General features: G+C 36.7%; 11 protein-coding genes and 1 tRNA gene. 9 read left to right on the forward strand and 3 right to left on the reverse strand.

From position 1 onward, the window contains the following. From ACIEHO_RS06445 to ACIEHO_RS06460, 4 genes are all read left to right on the forward strand, one after another. Window positions 1-1,413, forward strand: a 1,413-nt coding sequence (locus ACIEHO_RS06445; protein WP_406969857.1) for an RHS repeat-associated core domain-containing protein, incomplete at its 5' end; no start/stop codon positions are given. Window positions 1,414-2,026: 613 nt separating this feature from the next. Next, window positions 2,027-2,329 carry a transposase gene (locus ACIEHO_RS06450; RefSeq protein WP_406969859.1) on the forward strand — a complete coding sequence of 101 codons (303 nt, stop codon included), beginning with the start codon at window positions 2,027-2,029 and terminating at the stop codon, window positions 2,327-2,329. 319 nt (window positions 2,330-2,648) lie between these two features. Beyond that, window positions 2,649-2,723, forward strand: a tRNA-Val gene (locus tag ACIEHO_RS06455). 75 nt (window positions 2,724-2,798) lie between these two features. Further along, complete coding sequence (locus tag ACIEHO_RS06460; protein ID WP_406969861.1) at window positions 2,799-3,569, forward strand: LuxR C-terminal-related transcriptional regulator; 771 nt, start codon at window positions 2,799-2,801, stop codon at window positions 3,567-3,569. A gap of 303 nt (window positions 3,570-3,872) precedes the next feature. On the opposite strand, the gene ACIEHO_RS06465 is transcribed toward ACIEHO_RS06460, so the two are convergent. Together ACIEHO_RS06465 and gldJ are read right to left on the reverse strand one after the other, a co-directional pair. Next, window positions 3,873-5,153, reverse strand: a complete 1,281-nt coding sequence (locus tag ACIEHO_RS06465; RefSeq protein ID WP_406969863.1) for a UDP-N-acetylmuramoyl-tripeptide--D-alanyl-D-alanine ligase — start codon at window positions 5,151-5,153, stop codon at window positions 3,873-3,875. Window positions 5,154-5,244: 91 nt separating this feature from the next. Next, window positions 5,245-6,927 (reverse strand): gliding motility lipoprotein GldJ, encoded by a 1,683-nt coding sequence (gene gldJ, locus ACIEHO_RS06470; protein ID WP_406969865.1) that lies wholly within the window; start codon window positions 6,925-6,927, stop codon window positions 5,245-5,247. 262 nt (window positions 6,928-7,189) lie between these two features. Between gldJ and porU the strand changes: the two genes are divergently transcribed. The 5 genes from porU to ACIEHO_RS06495 all read left to right on the forward strand — a co-directional run bounded on the left by porU (window position 7,190) and on the right by ACIEHO_RS06495 (window position 15,775). Continuing rightward, window positions 7,190-11,077 carry a type IX secretion system sortase PorU gene (porU, locus tag ACIEHO_RS06475; protein ID WP_406969867.1) on the forward strand — a complete coding sequence of 1,296 codons (3,888 nt, stop codon included), beginning with the start codon at window positions 7,190-7,192 and terminating at the stop codon, window positions 11,075-11,077. Between the two features lie 34 nt (window positions 11,078-11,111). Continuing rightward, the gene (porV, locus tag ACIEHO_RS06480; RefSeq protein ID WP_406969869.1) at window positions 11,112-12,359 is read left to right on the forward strand and encodes a type IX secretion system outer membrane channel protein PorV; all 1,248 of its coding nucleotides are present in this window, start codon (window positions 11,112-11,114) and stop codon (window positions 12,357-12,359) included. Window positions 12,360-12,451: 92 nt separating this feature from the next. Next, complete coding sequence (gene cdd / locus ACIEHO_RS06485) at window positions 12,452-12,934, forward strand: cytidine deaminase (RefSeq protein ID WP_406969871.1); 483 nt, start codon at window positions 12,452-12,454, stop codon at window positions 12,932-12,934. 204 nt (window positions 12,935-13,138) lie between these two features. Then, entirely contained in the window at window positions 13,139-14,137 is a 999-nt protein-coding gene (pdhA, locus tag ACIEHO_RS06490; protein WP_406969873.1) for a pyruvate dehydrogenase (acetyl-transferring) E1 component subunit alpha, read from the forward strand. A gap of 3 nt (window positions 14,138-14,140) precedes the next feature. Continuing rightward, a complete protein-coding gene (locus tag ACIEHO_RS06495; RefSeq protein WP_406969875.1) occupies window positions 14,141-15,775 on the forward strand; it encodes a pyruvate dehydrogenase complex dihydrolipoamide acetyltransferase in 1,635 nt (544 codons plus the stop codon). Between the two features lie 64 nt (window positions 15,776-15,839). Here ACIEHO_RS06495 and ACIEHO_RS06500 read toward each other — a convergent pair whose 3' ends face one another. Then, complete coding sequence (locus ACIEHO_RS06500) at window positions 15,840-17,231, reverse strand: FAD-binding oxidoreductase (RefSeq protein ID WP_406969877.1); 1,392 nt, start codon at window positions 17,229-17,231, stop codon at window positions 15,840-15,842. Window positions 17,232-17,233 lie beyond the last annotated feature (2 nt).

Consider the following 17,233-nt stretch of genomic DNA (forward strand, 5'->3'; position numbering starts at 1 on the left):
GCTTCCTCTTCCTACAAGGCCTATGGTTTTGAGGATGGCAATACCGTTGGCAACGATTATGATTATGACACCAACGGCAACATGACCGAGGACAAGAACAAGGGCATCATCTCGATAAGCTACAACCATTTGAACCTGCCCGACGAAGTACAGTTTGGTGGTACCGATAAAATTAAATACATTTACGATGCCACAGGTGTAAAGCTGGAAAAGAAGGTTACCGAAAACGGTAGCGACACCTATACCCATTATGCGGGGAACTATGTTTATAGGGATACGGGAAGTGGCAGTTCATTGAAATTTTTTAACCACCCGGAAGGATACGTAGAGCCCGAGGATGCCAATAACTATAGCCAGGGCTTTAACTATGCCTACCAGTACAGGGACCACTTGGGGAACATAAGGCTCAGCTATATGGACATTAACGGGGACAACCTTGTTGACGGGACGGGCAGTACCAGTTATAACGATGAGATACTGGAGGAGAACAACTACTATCCTTTTGGCTTACGTCATAAAGGTTACAATAATAATCCTGTTACTAATCATCCGTTTAAGTATAGTGGAAAAGAACTTAACGAAGAGCTTGAGTTAGATTGGTATGATTTTGGTGCTAGAAATTATGACGTTGCGCTGGGACGTTGGATGAATCCTGACCCATTAGCGGAGAAATATTATGGAGCATCGCCATACAACTATGCTCTTAATAATCCAACATTATTTATTGACCCTGATGGTAAAGATGTTATAATCTCAATTGATGAAGATGGAAATATAACTATATCTGGCAACATTTATATTCATGGTAGTGGTGCTAATGATAAAGAGGCAAGTAAAATTGAGAAATCAATTGAAAATTATTGGAATGCTGCTGGCTTAGGTTATAAAGATGAAGATGGTAATGAATATTCAGTTAAATTTGATGTGAACGTCGAAGTCTATGATGAAGAAACAACTGAATTAAAAGAAGGAGATAATCTAGTGGAAATTAAAGATGAAGAAGGTAGGTCATATGTAGATGGAGTAAGGTCAAATGGCGGAACTTGGTATTCTAAAGAGAGTTCTCCAGGTGCTAATTATTTTACTTATGCTCATGAATTTGGACATTTAGCAGGTTTAAAGGATAGATATTCGGATAATTCTGAAGGATATAGTGAACCGAATGATGGTTGGGAAAATAATATAATGGGTGATTGGGCTGGTAACGTTGAACAAAGGAATATAGATGGTATTGTAGAAGGGGCAGTCAATACTTTTAATAGATTTAAATCTGCTTACTCTAATTATCAAGCGAGAAAAAATACTACAAGGTATAGAAATGCTAAACGGAAAAATCTTTTTAATAATTATACTAGAACAGGAACATTTAAGACAATAAAAAAGCCTGTTTTAGTTAAATTGACAGGTAATTAAAAGTGTAAATTATGAAGAAAAAACTTTTAATATTGATTTTGATTAATGTTGTATTAATATCTATAATTTACTTAATACAGCCTCAATGCGAACCATGCCCCCCTGGAATTAAGTGCCCTCCCTGTATTAGCACTGAACAAATAATTTTGATTGTTTTATTAAGCATCTTTGATTTATTCTACATAATAAAAATGGTTCTAACTAAAAAGAAGATAAAAGAATAGGTTAAACCCTGCTAGTATGAGTTTGTAGCTCGTGCAGATAAGAGCAATAAAAAAGATAAACCACCTTTAACGAGGTGGTTTTTTTTATGAGAACGCCTGTTTAGTTTTAAAGTTCTGAATGATATTATCGATAAGAAAAAAGAGCTTGCTTCTGGTCTCATCGTCAAGCTGTTCAATATCCTCAATACGCTTTAAAACATCTTTATCGTAACTGGACAGTTGACCTTCCCCGCTACCGCTAGTTTGTAGCTAGTGGCGGTAAAGATTGGTAATGATAGCCATAAAATAAATTTAGAAAAGCTTTTACAGTCATGTAAAGGCTTTTTTAAATTGTAATATGGCCACTAGGCTTAGCTTAGCGGTAGGGTTAATTTTATTAAATTGGCTCTATGAGCAGAAATTATAAATTCCATAACAAAGCAGGTTTATATTTTGTAAGCTTTGCAACAGTAAATTGGCTTGATGTTTTTACAAGACAAATTTACTTTAATATACTGGCGGAAAGTGTAAACTATTGCAGGGCTGAAAAGGGTATGAAATTATACTGTTATTGCTTTATGCCAAACTATGTACATTTTATTTTTAGGTCTGCGAATGACAAACCTTCAGAATTGCTAAGGGATTTCAAGAGGCACACAGCCAAAAAGGTTACAGAAGCTATTCAAAACAACCCAGCTCTTCGAAGTTTGTAACTTCGAAGCATAATAAAATATGTCAATAGAGTACCAACATTTATAAGCGGTATAACAGAAATAAGGAAATAGTTGTTATTAAATAGGTGATTTAATGTCATTTAACATTATATAATTATATTTGAAATCTACGAAGCCAGATAATTCTAAAACGGTCTGTAATTCGGTTAGTAATAAAAACATAAGCAAGGAAACCCAGTAAGCATAGGGGCTAAAGAAATAGGTTCGAATCCCTTCGCGCCCACAAAAAGTCTGCTTTTTTAAGCAGACTTTTTTTATGTCTGTAGTTTAAAAAAATCGTAGATTTATAAAATTATTTGGGTCATTAACTCAGTTGGTTCAGAGTGTTACCTTGACAGGGTAGAAGTCACTGGTTCGAATCCAGTATGACCCACTATTATACTATAGAGGTCTAAACTAGTACTACTTCTAACTTTTTTTCCTACATTTATTGAAATCTTTCGTTTCTATGACCAATGAAAAAGTTAAAAGTACCTACAGGGAAATATTTAAATCATATTATAGTCCCTCTTTGGAGAAACACATTGAAAAAATAATTGAACTAGACGCTTTTCTTCCTTACAGCTCAACTTTTTTCTGTATTACCAATACGCAAGAATTATCGTTTGAATATGTTAGCAAAAATTTCAAGACCTGTTTGGGTTTAGACAAAGGTATACTAGAAGCAGAAGGCATGAGGTACTTTTGGAGTAGGATACATCCGGATGATTTAGAGCAATGGTTAAAAGCCCTAAATGAATTGATGAATTTTACATTGAGTGAAATTGACTTGGCAGACCGGGGAAAAATGAGTTATACTTGGAACTACCGTTTTAAAAATGCTAAAGAAGAATACGTCAATATCATTCAAAATACTACCCCTTTGGAATTTGACATGGATGAAAAGCCCATAATAGGGCTTGCCCATTATACTGTTATTAATGCCGATTTAAAAATGCCGGTATGTGCTTCGGCGAAACTTCTGAACAATCGAAATGAATACGATACGGTTTACTATAATAATTTCTCTCAGAATTTATTGACTGATGGTGTGAGTAATAGAGAACGCGATATTATTAGGCTGTTGGCTTTAAATTATTCAAGTAAGGAAATTGCTGAAAAACTCAATATCAGTTCAAATACGGTAGATACACACCGAAGAAATATTTTAAAAAAGCTTAATATTTCATCAACTGGAGAGCTTGTTGGGATGCTTAAAATGCAAAAGAATATTATTTAATGTTACCGCTACTACGTTTTTTCTTTTCAAATTGAACACAGTTGCTAGTAATTAAATGATTAGTATAAGCTTTTTATCTGCTCAAATAAGGCTTTTAACGAAAATTAGTATTGAATCTAAGTAAATACTCAAATTGAGTATTGTTTTATAAGTCATTTCGTTGCAACTTTATCATGCTATTAATTAGTTCTTAGGGAGAATTAGATAAAACAAGTGTCCGTGTGTAATTTAGCGGGCACTGTTTTGTTTTAAACATTCACGCTCTTAAAAAACAATATTAAGTTTTAGTTTGATATTTTAGTTTTATAAGATTTCCAAAACCCGCTCTAAAGCCATTCCGCGTGAGCCTTTTATTAAAAGCACAGCCTTTTTAATATTTGAAACATCAAACTGTTTTTCAAAATCAGAAAAAGATTTGTGTTTAGTTATTTTCCCTGAGTTCATTTCCACCTGAAAGAAATTTTCGCCCACCAGTATAATATTTTCTATGTTTAACGAGATGGCCAAATCAGCAATGTTTTGGTGCTCTTGTTTGGCGTCTTTGCCCAATTCGAACATATCGCCTAAAATGGCTATTTTGTTTCCAGATTGTTTTTCAAAGTTTTTTAAAGCAGCTATCATACTGGTCGGGTTGGCATTGTAAGCATCCAGGATAATTTTATTACTGCCTTTTTGTATAATTTGCGACCGGTTATTTGATGGTGCATAGCTTTCAATAGCTTGCTTTATATCAACGTTTGGGACTTTAAAATAGTTTCCTATGGTAATGGCTGCTGCAATGTTGTAAAAGTTATATTCACCAATAAGTTGGCTTTCTAGTTCTAAATCTTGGAAGCGGCATTTTACAAAGGGCTGTGCTTCTATAAAATCTATGACGACATCTGCCGACAGGTTTTTATTTCCAAAAGAAAAAGTGGAAGCGTTTTGGGTTTTTTCAACTTGAATTGGGTCATTTGCATTTACAAAAATTGTTTTATTATTGGTCATCAAATGGCCATACATTTCGCTTTTACCTTTAATAACCCCTTCAATACCGCCAAAACCTTCTAAATGCGCTTTGCCAAAGTTGGTGATGTAGCCATAATCGGGTTTGGCTATTTGACATAAAGATTCGATTTCTTTTAGGTGGTTCGCGCCCATTTCAACAATGCCTATTTCAGTTTTTTTAGTCATAGAAAGTAAGGTAAGAGGCACGCCAATATGGTTATTTAAATTTCCAAAGGTGGCTGTGGTGCAATACTTTTTGGAAAGTACGGCATTAATAAGCTCTTTTGTGGTGGTTTTACCATTGCTTCCAGTTAAAGCAATAACGGGAATATTTAAAAAGGTCCGGTGAAACGATGCCAGTTGCTGAAGTGTTTCGAACACGTTGTTAACCAAAATGGTTTTTTCGGAGGTGTTATATTCAACTTCATCAACTATGGCATATTTAGCACCCAATTCAATAGCTTTTTCAGCGTAGGTATTACCATTAAAATTTGCGCCTTTTAAGGCAAAAAACATATCGTTGGCTTTAATTTTTCTGGTGTCGGTATTTGCCGATGCGCATTTTAAATAAAGCTTGTGTAATACTTGTATTTCCAACTGCTATACAGGTTTTGTTTTATGAATTAAATGTATAAAAAAAGTCCTGAGATTAGTCAGGACTTTTCTAATTATTTTTTAAAAACTAAAACTAGTTTTTCTTTTTGTTCTTGGCTTTGCTTTTAGATCCTACGCGAGACATAGCACATCTAAATCCTATATAATCGGTAGCCATATCTTGTGGGAAGTAGCGTCTTTGAGCTGGGTCTAACCAATACTCTCTATCTTTCCATGAACCACCTTTATAAACCCTAACTTCATCATTAATTAAAGAAGTTCTGGTATTACTTTCATCATACTCTCTAATTATATTACCAAGAGAATCTCTTGATATTCTGTGTTTAGGAGAGTTGTACATGCTTCGAGTCTCAGACTCACCTTCTGTACCTTCATCATCCATGAAACTTTGGTAGTTACGTGATGAACGTTTGTCACCATCTCTAAAGTTTATTTCGTTACTTCTGTCAAAGTTGGTTCTTAAATATGTTTCGTTTTCGTCAACGGCAACTTGTTTAATCTCACCTGGAAGGTTTCTAGCAATTACTTTTCCGTTAGAAAGCGTGTCGTAAACAATGTCGTCAGTAGTAACTATTTTCACTGTGCCATCTTCGTTTAATGCATTTTTAGTATAAACATTACCACGGTAATAGTTAAAATCGTTAAACTCGTCGTCAATAATAGGCCTGTAAACATCAGCTACCCATTCGGCAACATTTCCGGCCATATCATATAAACCATAATCGTTAGGTTCGTATGATTTAACTGCGTTAGTTATATCGGCTCCGTCATCAGACCAACCTGCAATTCCGCCGTAATCACCTTTTCCTTGTTTAAAGTTAGCCAATTGGTCACCACGGAATTTACGTGAACCATTACGGGTATATTGTCCTTCCCATGGGTATTTTTTACGTCCGCGGTAAAGGTTGTAACTTCTAATTTCACTTAAACCTAAAGCTGCATATTCCCACTCAGTTTCTGTTGGTAGTCTATATTTTGGAGGAATAACTCCGGTTCCGCGAGTGGCAAAAACACCAGATTCATTTCCATCTTCATCAACTCTTATGTTTCTGCTGCCACGTTCTGGTCGCAATATTTCTTCATTGCCGCCAAATGTTTCGGTTGGTGCATTGATGTAAGTATCGGTGTTAAAGGTTTGCTCTGCATTGACTTGAAGGTGTGAATCACGCTCAAGATATCCATTCATTTGAAGGGATCTGTGTGCCACTTGATCAGATCTCCAGTTCGCGAACTCAACCGCCTGAATCCAACTCACCCCTACTACAGGGTACTCGGCATAGGCAGGGTGACGCAAATAATTTTCGGTCATCACTTCGTTATACCCTAAACGATTTCTCCAAACTAGCGTGTCTGGTAAAGCACCGGTATAAATGGCTTTATACATGTCCTCAGAGGGAGGGTATACGCGTTTAAGGTAATCTAAGTACTCAACGTACATCATATTGGTAACCTCTGTTTCATCCATATAGAATGATTGTACGTGTTGCTGATTTGGACTATTATTCCAATCATGCATCACATCGTCTTGAACGCGACCTTTAGTAAACGTGCCACCTTCAATAAAAACTAAACCAGGAGAAGTTTCCTGTTCCTTGAAGTCTGTATTATATTGAAAGCCTCCTTCTCTTGAATTGATTTCCCAACCGGTTGCTCTTGAAGTGTTCTTGGAGCTCGAAGATTTTTTACAACCAGTTGCAGTAACTATTAGTGCTAAAACTAATAGGAACTTTAATGTGACTACTTTTTTCATATCCATACTTTTAAGTAAGCTAATATTGTTTTGGAGGTGCAATATAATAATTAAAGCCAATAACACAAGCTATTTTTTGCATTTTAACCAAAAAAAAGTGTATTTCACCTTGTTTTTTTAACCGTACATCGATGTTTTTGCCGATTTTCAACGATGTTTTGTGTTGTATTAACGGCGGTTTTACGAATTTATTATTGTATTTTTGATCCAGTTTACGAAATTGTTGTTTTTTTAATAATAACAAGCCGTTAATGACGTTATTTTAGCAATGAAAAAGAATTATTTGATAATAATGCTGTTGTTATCAACAACAGTATTTGCTCAACAGAAAAAGTACAATATTACTTGGGAAGCAACAAAAACGCTGTCTATTGGTGCTGCAACCATCCAAGTTCCTGCTTTTAATAATGAGTATTTTGACTTTACTTTTGAAAAAGGTTTGCAGTTTGTCGATCAATGGGAGACCAAAAGCCTTGTAGATGAAAATTCTGCATCTATAACGAATGTTTCTTACCAATCCATTTCAAAAAGCGAGCTGAAAGACGTGGATTTGAAAACAATCCCAACAAAATTGAATTTCAGTTTAAAGAATTCTAACGCTCGTAACAAAAAATATATTTTATTTCGTATTACCCCTATTATAAAGGATGAAAACGGTCTTTATAAAAAAGTGATTGCTTTTCAACTTAACTATAATGGCGGGATTAATAGCGGTAGAAGTTCTATATTAGGCAAAGCATCACGAGATTCAAGAGCTATTTCTAACTCTGTGCTAAGTTCGGGTGAGTGGTACAGGTTTTATATTGATACCACGGGAGTTTTTAAATTATCAAAAAGTTTTTTGCAGCGTTTGGGTGTTAATGTGAACAGTGTAGACCCAAGGACGATTAAGTTGTTTGGTCATGGGGGTCGAATGGTGCCATATGCCAACGCAGAACCTTATCCTTATGATGTTCCTGAAAATGCCATTAAGTTTGTTGGGGAGGAAGACGGTGATTTTGGCAACAATGACTATATTTTATTTTACGGACAAGGTCCAAAAGGTTATAACAGTGAAAGTAGAACTCATATTAATTGTTATACCGATAAAACATATTATTATATTAATGTTGGGGCGGGCAATGGTAAACGGATACAATCTTTTGGGCAGCCGTCAGGAACGCCCAATCTTATAATAGATACTTTTGAAGATTACCAATTTCATGAAGTAGACGAGTATAACTTGGTGTCATTGGGAAGGCGTTGGTTCGGTGATCGATTTGATGTAGATAATAAAAAGGAATTTGGATTTGATTTTCCTGACTTAGTAACCTCACAACCGGTAAAAGTAACCGTTGTTGTTGCCGCGGCATCAAAAGCAGGCAGTACCATGAATGTACAGGTTAATGGTGACAACCAGGCTAATTTGTCGCTTTCGGGTGTAAGCAGCCCGACATATGCCAGTGGAGCCACCTTTAGTGGAAATGTGAACGTTAGCACGCCAAACGTAAAAGTAAATTTAAATTTCGATAATCGGGGCAATCCAAGTACTTTGGGGTATTTGGATTATATTTCTGTTGAGGGTGTTAGAAACTTGAATTTCAATAATAAGCAATTTCAGTTTAAAAACAGTATTGTAGCCACAGAAACGGGGATTGGTCAATATAATCTAAGCAATACGGAGAATCTCTCAGAAATTTGGGATGTTACTGATATATATAACGTTTCAAATTTTATAAATAACGACAGTGGATCGAACTTAAGTTTTAAAGCCAATTTAGGAAGTTTGAGAACTTACATGGCAGTATCGCCTTCCGATTTTCACGAACCTAAATTTGATGGAACAACAACTATTGGTAACCAAAATATTAAAGGAACTATATTTCAAAATAGTCAAGGCCAATTTCAAGATGTCGATTATGTAATAGTGGCTCCAGACAATATGATAAACCATGCTGAACGGCTGGCCCAAATTAACAGAAACCAATATAATTTAAATGTTAAGGTGTTGGGGCTTACTGAAATCTATAACGAGTTTAGCTCAGGGAATCCTGATATTGGAGCTATACGTAATATGGTTAAATATGTTTACGATAATGCCAGTGCGCCCGAAAATCGAATCAAATATTTATGTTTGTTTGGCGATGGCTCTTTCGATTATAAAGATCGAGTGCCTAACAATACCAACGTAGTGCCTTCATGGTACTCTTACAACAGTTTTAGTTTAGCAAGTTCGTTTGTTTCCGATGATTTTTATGGAATGATGGACGATAATGAAGGTAGTATGTCTACCTCCGATGGACTCGATATAGCTGTTGGAAGGATTTTGGCTGACACACCGCAACGTGCCAAAGAATTGGTAGATAAAATTGAATCTTACTATGTTAAGGAATCTTACGGAAGCTGGCGTAATAACTTTGTTGTTGTTTCCGATGATGTTGATCAAGATTGGGAAGGTTTGCTTCAAGAGACCACCGATGAGATAGGGAATTTGGTTACTAGCGAAAAACCATTTATGAATGTTGTAAAAATACATTCTGATGCTTTTCAACAGGAGTTTTCAGCAGGAGGGGAAAGATACCCTGATGTAACTACCGAAATTGCCAATGCTGTTGATAATGGTGCTTTGGTAGTTAATTATTTTGGGCATGGCGGTGAAGATGGATTGGCCGAGGAGCGTATTTTGCTTAAGCCCGATGTTGAGAACTTTCGTAATTTTAATAAACTCAACTGCTTTGTTACGGTAACCTGTGAGTTTTCTAGGTTCGATAACCCTTACAGGGAAACGGCGGGAGAGTTTACCTATTGGAATAAAAATGCTGGGGCCATTGGCCTAATTACTACAACCCGGCAAATATTTGTGAGTTTTGCTATTTCGTTTAACCGTATTCTTGGGCAGTATTTGTTTTCTTATAGCGATAACGATACTTATGGCGACTACGAATATCCATCAATGGCTGAAGCTTTAAGGTTGGCAAAAAGCGATGTGGGCGTAGCCCGGTCTAGCCAAAAGCGCTTGATATTTTTTATTGGAGACCCAGCCATGAAATTGGCATTTCCACGACCCAATATAAATTTAACAAAAATAAACGACGTTCCCATTGCTCAAGCTACAGATACTTTAAAAGCTTTGAGTTATGTAAAGTTGGCTGGCGAGATAACCGATTTATCCGGCAACCTACTTTCCAATTATAATGGTACGCTTTCAACGACGATTTATGATAAAGAAATTGAAAGACAAACCTTGGCAAACGATGGCACAACGTTGAATGGGCAATTGGTTAAACTAGATTTTAAAACCTTAGGCGAAATTATTTTTAGAGGACAGGCATCAGTGAAAAACGGGCAGTTTGAGTTCGATTTTGTAGTACCGAAAGATATAGGCATACCTGTTGGCTTTGGAAAAATTAGTTTTTATGCCCAAAACGAAGAACTAACACAAGACCGTGGGGGAGCGAGTGTAAACACCGTTAAAATAGGTGGGCTAAACGAAAATGCAGCAGAAGATAATACTGGGCCAGTCATAGCACTTTATATGAATGATGAAAGTTTTGTTTCTGGAGGAATAACAAACGAATCTCCTACTTTACTGGCTAACCTTGAAGATGTTAATGGTATAAATACAGCAAGTGGTATTGGGCACGATATCGTGGCTATTTTAGATGGCGATGAAACCAATCCTATAATTTTAAATGATTATTATCAAACCGAGGTGGACGATTACACTCAAGGAACTGTAAGTTTCCCTATGCGTAATTTAGAACCGGGTTTACATACCTTAACCCTTAAAGCGTGGGATGTTTACAATAATTCATCCATCTCTGAAATTCAATTTATTGTATTCGATAAGGATCAAGATTTAGTCATCAATAACGTGTTAAACTACCCAAATCCGTTCGTTAATTACACAGAATTTTGGTTTAATCACAATAGTTCCGAGCCTTTAGACGTTTCTATACAAATATTCACCGTTTCCGGGAAATTGGTGAGAACCCTGAACGGGCAAACTGCTGGAGGCACAATTACCACTAGTTCGCTATCGAGAGATTTGATTTGGGATGGTCGTGACGATTTTGGTGATAAAATAGGTAAAGGTGTTTATGTTTATAAATTAAGAGTGCGCTCCAATCTATTGAACAAAACGGTAGAGAAAATAGAGAAACTTGTAATACTGTAATAAAGATTTATATTTGCTAACTAAAAATGAATTCATGAAGAATAAACTATTGCTATTTTTAGCACTGGCTTTTGTCATAAAAACTAACGCTCAAGAAACTACGGTAATTATACCAAATGAAAATGATTCGAGGGTAATTACTACTGGAGTGCCTTTCTTGCTAATTGCATCTGATGCACGTGCAGCAGGTATGGCCGATATGGGTGTTGCTACCAGTGTTGATGCTTTTTCTCAACAATGGAACTCATCAAAGTATGTGTTTTCAGAAACTAAATCGGGCATTGGAATCAGTTATACTCCTTACTTAAGTAAATTGGTAAATGATATTTTCTTAGGAAACCTTACCTATTTTAATCGCCTAGATGAGCGTAGTGCTTTTGCAGCGAGTTTAAAATACTTTTCACTTGGTGATATTGAATTTGTAGCCGATGAATTCGCATCGCCCTTAATCCAAAGACCAAACGAATTAACGATTGATGCGTCTTATGCATTACGTTTATCTGAGCAGTTCGCCATGTCTGTAGCTATGCGTTATTTGCGTTCCGATTTAAGATTGAATGGTGTTGATGGTGATGCATCAGCGGCCAACACTTTTGGCGTTGACATCTCGGGTTATTACCAGAGCGAAGAACAAGCTTATTCTGATTACAATGGAAGATGGCGTGGTGGCTTTGCCATTCAAAATATTGGTCCAAAATTCAAATATGATGAAGGAGGGCAAGAAAACTTTCAACCAACCAACTTACGTTTAGGAGGTGGTTTCGATTTTATCTTTGACGATTATAATAAAGTATCTGTAACAGCCGAGGTCGCAAAATTATTGGTTCCAACACCTCCAATTCTTGGAGATAGATACAATTATACAGATAATAATGGAAATGGTGTTTATGATGAAGATGTTGATGATATCGAGAACACAGCAATAGAGGAAGATATTATTTACAAAGGGCAATCACAGGATGTAAGCTTTCTTTCCGGGATTTTTCAATCCTTTGGTGATGCGCCAGGAGGATTCAGTGAAGAATTAAAAGAATTTACATGGGCTTTAGGGGCAGAATACACATATCAAGACTCTTTCGCTTTTAGGGCAGGTTACTTTAACGAAAGCGAGGAAAAAGGAGCGAGAAAGTTTATGGCATTAGGAGCTGGGTTTAAAGCTAATGTGGTTAATATTGATTTATCTTATCTGTTCTCGGCTTCGAAAGTTCAGAGTCCTTTAGAAGGGACTTTACGTTTTTCTTTAACGTTTAATATTGGCGCTGGCGAGTATTACGAGTATTAAAAAAGAATTAAAATATCATTATTCGAAAAACTATTGCCACGGCAATAGTTTTTTTGTTAGTCATAGTTTGTTACTTTTACTTTAGCTGTTATATGAAAGAAATAAAAATAGAGTCAACATTACAGGTTTTTGAAAGCCTAGATGAATTGCCTCCTGAGGTTTATAGTTTGATGCAAAATGCTATAAAAGCAAGGAAAGGCGCATATTCGCCGTATTCAAAATTCAGTGTTGGTGCAGCCATACTTTTAGATAACAATAAAATAATTACTGGCAACAATCAAGAAAATGCATCTTTTCCATCGGGTCTATGCGCTGAGCGTACGGCTATTTATTATGCTGGTTCCCAGTTTCCTGATTCTAAAATTAGAATAATAGCCATTTGCGCGGGGTCTTTAAAGGTGCCAACCACAACGCCAATACCGCCTTGCGGTGCTTGTAGGCAGGCCATAGCAGAATATGAGATAAAGCAAAAGAGCCCTGTTGAAATCTATTTTAAGGGGGAATTAGGACATATTGCAAAGTCAAATTCATTAGAAAATCTGTTGCCTTTTATGTTTGATAAATCTGTGCTTTAGTGATTTAAAGTGTTTATTTAATAAATGTAATCGATTGAAATTTTAAATAAAAATACAATTGATTAAGAAAAATTAGTAAATGTTTAAAGATGAAAGATAGAAGTAAATTATTTGTATTTTTTGTACTTTAATGATATTGGGTTTTTTCAATACGGTACAAAGTGTTACTTTTGTATTCGCTTATTAATATTATAATAGTATTCCATGCAAAAAATCACAAAAGAGGTTTACCTCAAATGGTATGAAGACATGATGTTCTGGAGAAAGTTTGAAGACAAGCTAGCTGCGGTATACATTCAGCAAAAAGTAAGAGGATTTCTTCACTTGTACAATGGTCAAGAAGCAGTATTAGCGGGAGCTTTGCATGCGATGGATTTGACTAAAGATAAAATGATAACCGCCTACCGTAACCACGTTCAGCCAATAGGTATGGGTGTAGACCCAAAGCGTGTTATGGCAGAATTGTATGGAAAAGGTACTGGTACTTCTCAAGGATTGGGAGGCTCCATGCATATTTTCTCAAAAGAACACCGTTTTTATGGAGGCCATGGTATTGTTGGTGGCCAGATTCCATTAGGAGCAGGTATTGCATTTGGTGATAAGTATCATGGTAGTGATGCGGTAACTTTGTGTTGCTTTGGTGATGGTGCCGCAAGACAAGGGTCTCTTCACGAAAGTTTTAACTTAGCCATGCTATGGAATCTTCCGGTAGTGTTTGTTTGTGAAAACAATGGTTACGCCATGGGTACGTCTGTAGCTAGAACGGCCAACCATACCGAGATTTGGAAGTTAGGTTTAGGATACAACATGCCATGTGGTGAAGTTGATGGTATGAATCCTGTAAAAGTAGCCGAAGCATTTGATGAAGCTATTCAAAGGGGACGAAACGGTGGTGGACCAACGTTTTTAGAACTTAAGACATACCGATACAGAGGTCATTCAATGAGTGATGCCCAACATTACAGGACAAAAGATGAGGTAGAGGAATACAAGAAGATTGATCCAATCACTCAGGTGAAAGATGTTATTCTTGAAAAGAAATATGCTAGCGAGGATGATATTAAAGCCATCGATAAAAAAGTAAAAGAACGCGTTTTAGAATGTGAAAAATTTGCTGAAGAATCACCGTTCCCAGAAAAGAGCGTGATGTACGACGTGGTTTACGAACAAGAAGATTATCCATTTATTCAACACAAAATATAAACTATGGCAATAGTAGTAAATATGCCGCGTTTAAGCGATACCATGGAAGAAGGTACTGTTGCGGCTTGGTTAAAAAAAGTAGGAGACAAAATTGAAGAAGGAGATATTTTAGCTGAAATTGAAACCGATAAAGCAACTATGGAGTTCGAATCTTTTAACGAGGGAACTTTGCTTCATATTGGTGTGCAGGAAGGGGAAACTACAAAAGTAGACGAACTATTGGCAATTATTGGTGAAGAAGGAGAAGACATTTCAGATTTACTAAATGGTGGAGGTAGTGCTTCCGCAGAAAGTGGTGACGAAAGTTCTGATGATTCAACTGAAGATTCATCTTCAAGCGAAGAAGCTACTGAAGAAGCGTCAAGTGGATCAGTAGATTTGCCAGAAGGTGTCATAGTTGTTACTATGCCGCGTTTAAGTGATACCATGGAAGAAGGTACGGTTGCAACATGGTTGAAAAAAGTAGGTGATACTGTTGAGGAAGGCGATATTTTGGCTGAAATAGAAACTGATAAAGCTACAATGGAATTTGAATCATTCCAGTCTGGTACTTTATTGGAAATAGGATTAAAAGAAGGCGAATCAGCAAAAGTAGATGAATTGTTAGCGATTATTGGTCCTGCAGGAACCGATGTTTCAGGTGTGGCAGCTAGTTTTTCTTCTGCTCCGGCTAAAAAAGAAGAAGCTCCAAAAGCTGAATCTAAAAAAGAAGCCCCTAAGGCTTCTGCTCCAGTACCTTCAAAACCAAAATCAAGTGCGCCGGCACCAACGCCTGTTACAGAAAACGGACGTGTGTTTGTATCGCCATTGGCAAAAAAGCTTGCTGAAGAAAAAGGTATTAACCTGACTAAAGTTCAAGGTTCTGGTGAAAACGGACGTATTATAAAAAGAGATATAGAAAATTACGAGCCAGCGGCAGGAGCTGCTGCAGTTGGTAAATTTGTGCCATCAGAACAAGAAGATTTTGATGATATAACAAACTCACAAATGCGTAAGGCTATTGCAAAATCGTTAACCAAATCTAAATTTTCTGCGCCACATTATTATTTGGCCGTAGAGTTTGATATGGACAATGCCATTGCTTTTAGAACCCAGTTCAACTCTATTCCAGATACAAAAATTTCGTTTAACGATATAGTAGTTAAGGCTTGTGCTTTAGCTTTAAAAGAACACCCACAAGTAAATTCACAGTGGTTTGACGATAAAATGCGTTTAAATAACCATGTGCATATTGGTGTGGCTGTTGCTGTCCCAGATGGTTTGGTTGTTCCTGTTGTGCGTTTTGCCAACGAGCAATCGCTTCCGCAAATTGGAGCAGGAGTTAAAGAACTTGCTATAAAAGCTAAGAATAAAAAACTAACGCCAGACGAAATGTCGGGTAGTACATTTACAGTATCTAACTTAGGTATGTTTGGTATCGATTACTTTACATCTATTATCAATCAGCCTAATTCAGCGATTTTATCTGTTGGTGCCATTGTGCAAAAACCAGTAGTTAAAAACGGTGAAATAGTAGTTGGGAATACTATGAAATTAACATTGGCATGCGACCACAGAACAGTTGATGGTGCAACTGGAGCTCAATTCCTTCAAACTTTAAAAGGATATATAGAGAATCCGGTTACCATGTTGGTTTAGAAAAATCAATAAAATAGAAATTAAAAAAAACCTGTTTCAATTGAAACAGGTTTTTTTGTATCCTTTAATTACTGGGCTTAATGTTTTGGTTAACCCTAAATAAATTATTGGGGTCGTATTTTGCTTTAATTTTGGTTAATCTGTCGTAGTTATGCTTATAACTTGCTTGGACACGTTCTTGTCCTTCATCCATCATAAAGTTTGTGTAGGCACCACCAGATGAATATGGATGTAAGGCATTATAATAATTCTTACACCAGTTTGTGAGTTTGTCTGCATTTTTTGGGTCTGGATCTACTCCTACAATAACACCAGCATACTTGGCATCGCGATATGCCCAAGGTGTATCTTCTAGTCCAACACGGCTTGCAGCCCCAGTTATTGGGTATAAGTGCATTTGAGAAAGCGGTGTTGGAATTTTTGACCCGAAATTTAAATGTTGGCTTCTTATTTTTGGACCTAGTTCATTAAAAAAGTCGGCTCGCCAGTACCATTGTAATCCTGGAGGCATTAATCCATCAAATAATGTTTGAATTGCAGGATAGGGCATTTCGCCTACATGTGCAAAAACAGGCTCCAAGTCCATAGCTGGTTTAATTAGTTTGTCAAATTGCTCTTGCCCCCCAGTGTAGCACCATACGATTCCACAGTATTGATTGCCATGCAAAAAATCTGGAAATGGTGGGCCTGGAATAATCATCGTTGCTATAAATCCATTTAATTCGTCTGGAGCACTGTTAATAAACTCATGGTACCATTCCATAATTTCTTCGGTTCTTTCAATAGGCCATAAAGTTGGTCCGCCTACTACAGTTTTAACAGGATGGGCCTGAAATTTAAAAGAGGTCACTATTCCAAAATTTCCACCTCCTCCACGTATAGCCCAAAATAAGTCGCTATTTTGTTTAGCATTGACTGTTACAAATGAACCGTCTGCCAAAACCATATCGGCTTCCAATAGATTGTCGATAGTTAAGCCATATTTTCGTGATAAATGCCCAACGCCACCTCCTAAGGTTAATCCTCCAACCCCTGTTGTGGAAATAATTCCTGCTGGCACTGCCAATCCAAATGGATGCGTTGCATGGTCAACTTCGCCCCAAAGGTTTCCGCCGCCGACTCTTACTGTGTTATCTGATGTATCTACGCGAACAAATTTTAGTCCAGATAAATCGATAACGAGTCCGTCATCGCAAAGTCCCAAACCTCCACCATTATGGCCGCCACCTCTCACGGCAACCAGAAGATCGTTTTCTCTTCCAAAGTTTACTGCAGCAATTACATCAGCAACATCCAAACACATAGCAAATAGACCTGGGTGCTTGTCTATCATACCATTATACACTTTTCTCGTTTCGTTGTAACTTGCATTACTGGGCAATACAATGCGTCCTCTAAGTTTTGAAGTAAATTCATCAATTAAAGAGGAATCTAAATCTTTAACTAATTTTTTCATTT

It is taken from the genome of Flavisericum labens (assembly GCF_045446075.1).
GTDB lineage: Bacteria > Bacteroidota > Bacteroidia > Flavobacteriales > Flavobacteriaceae > Flavisericum > Flavisericum labens.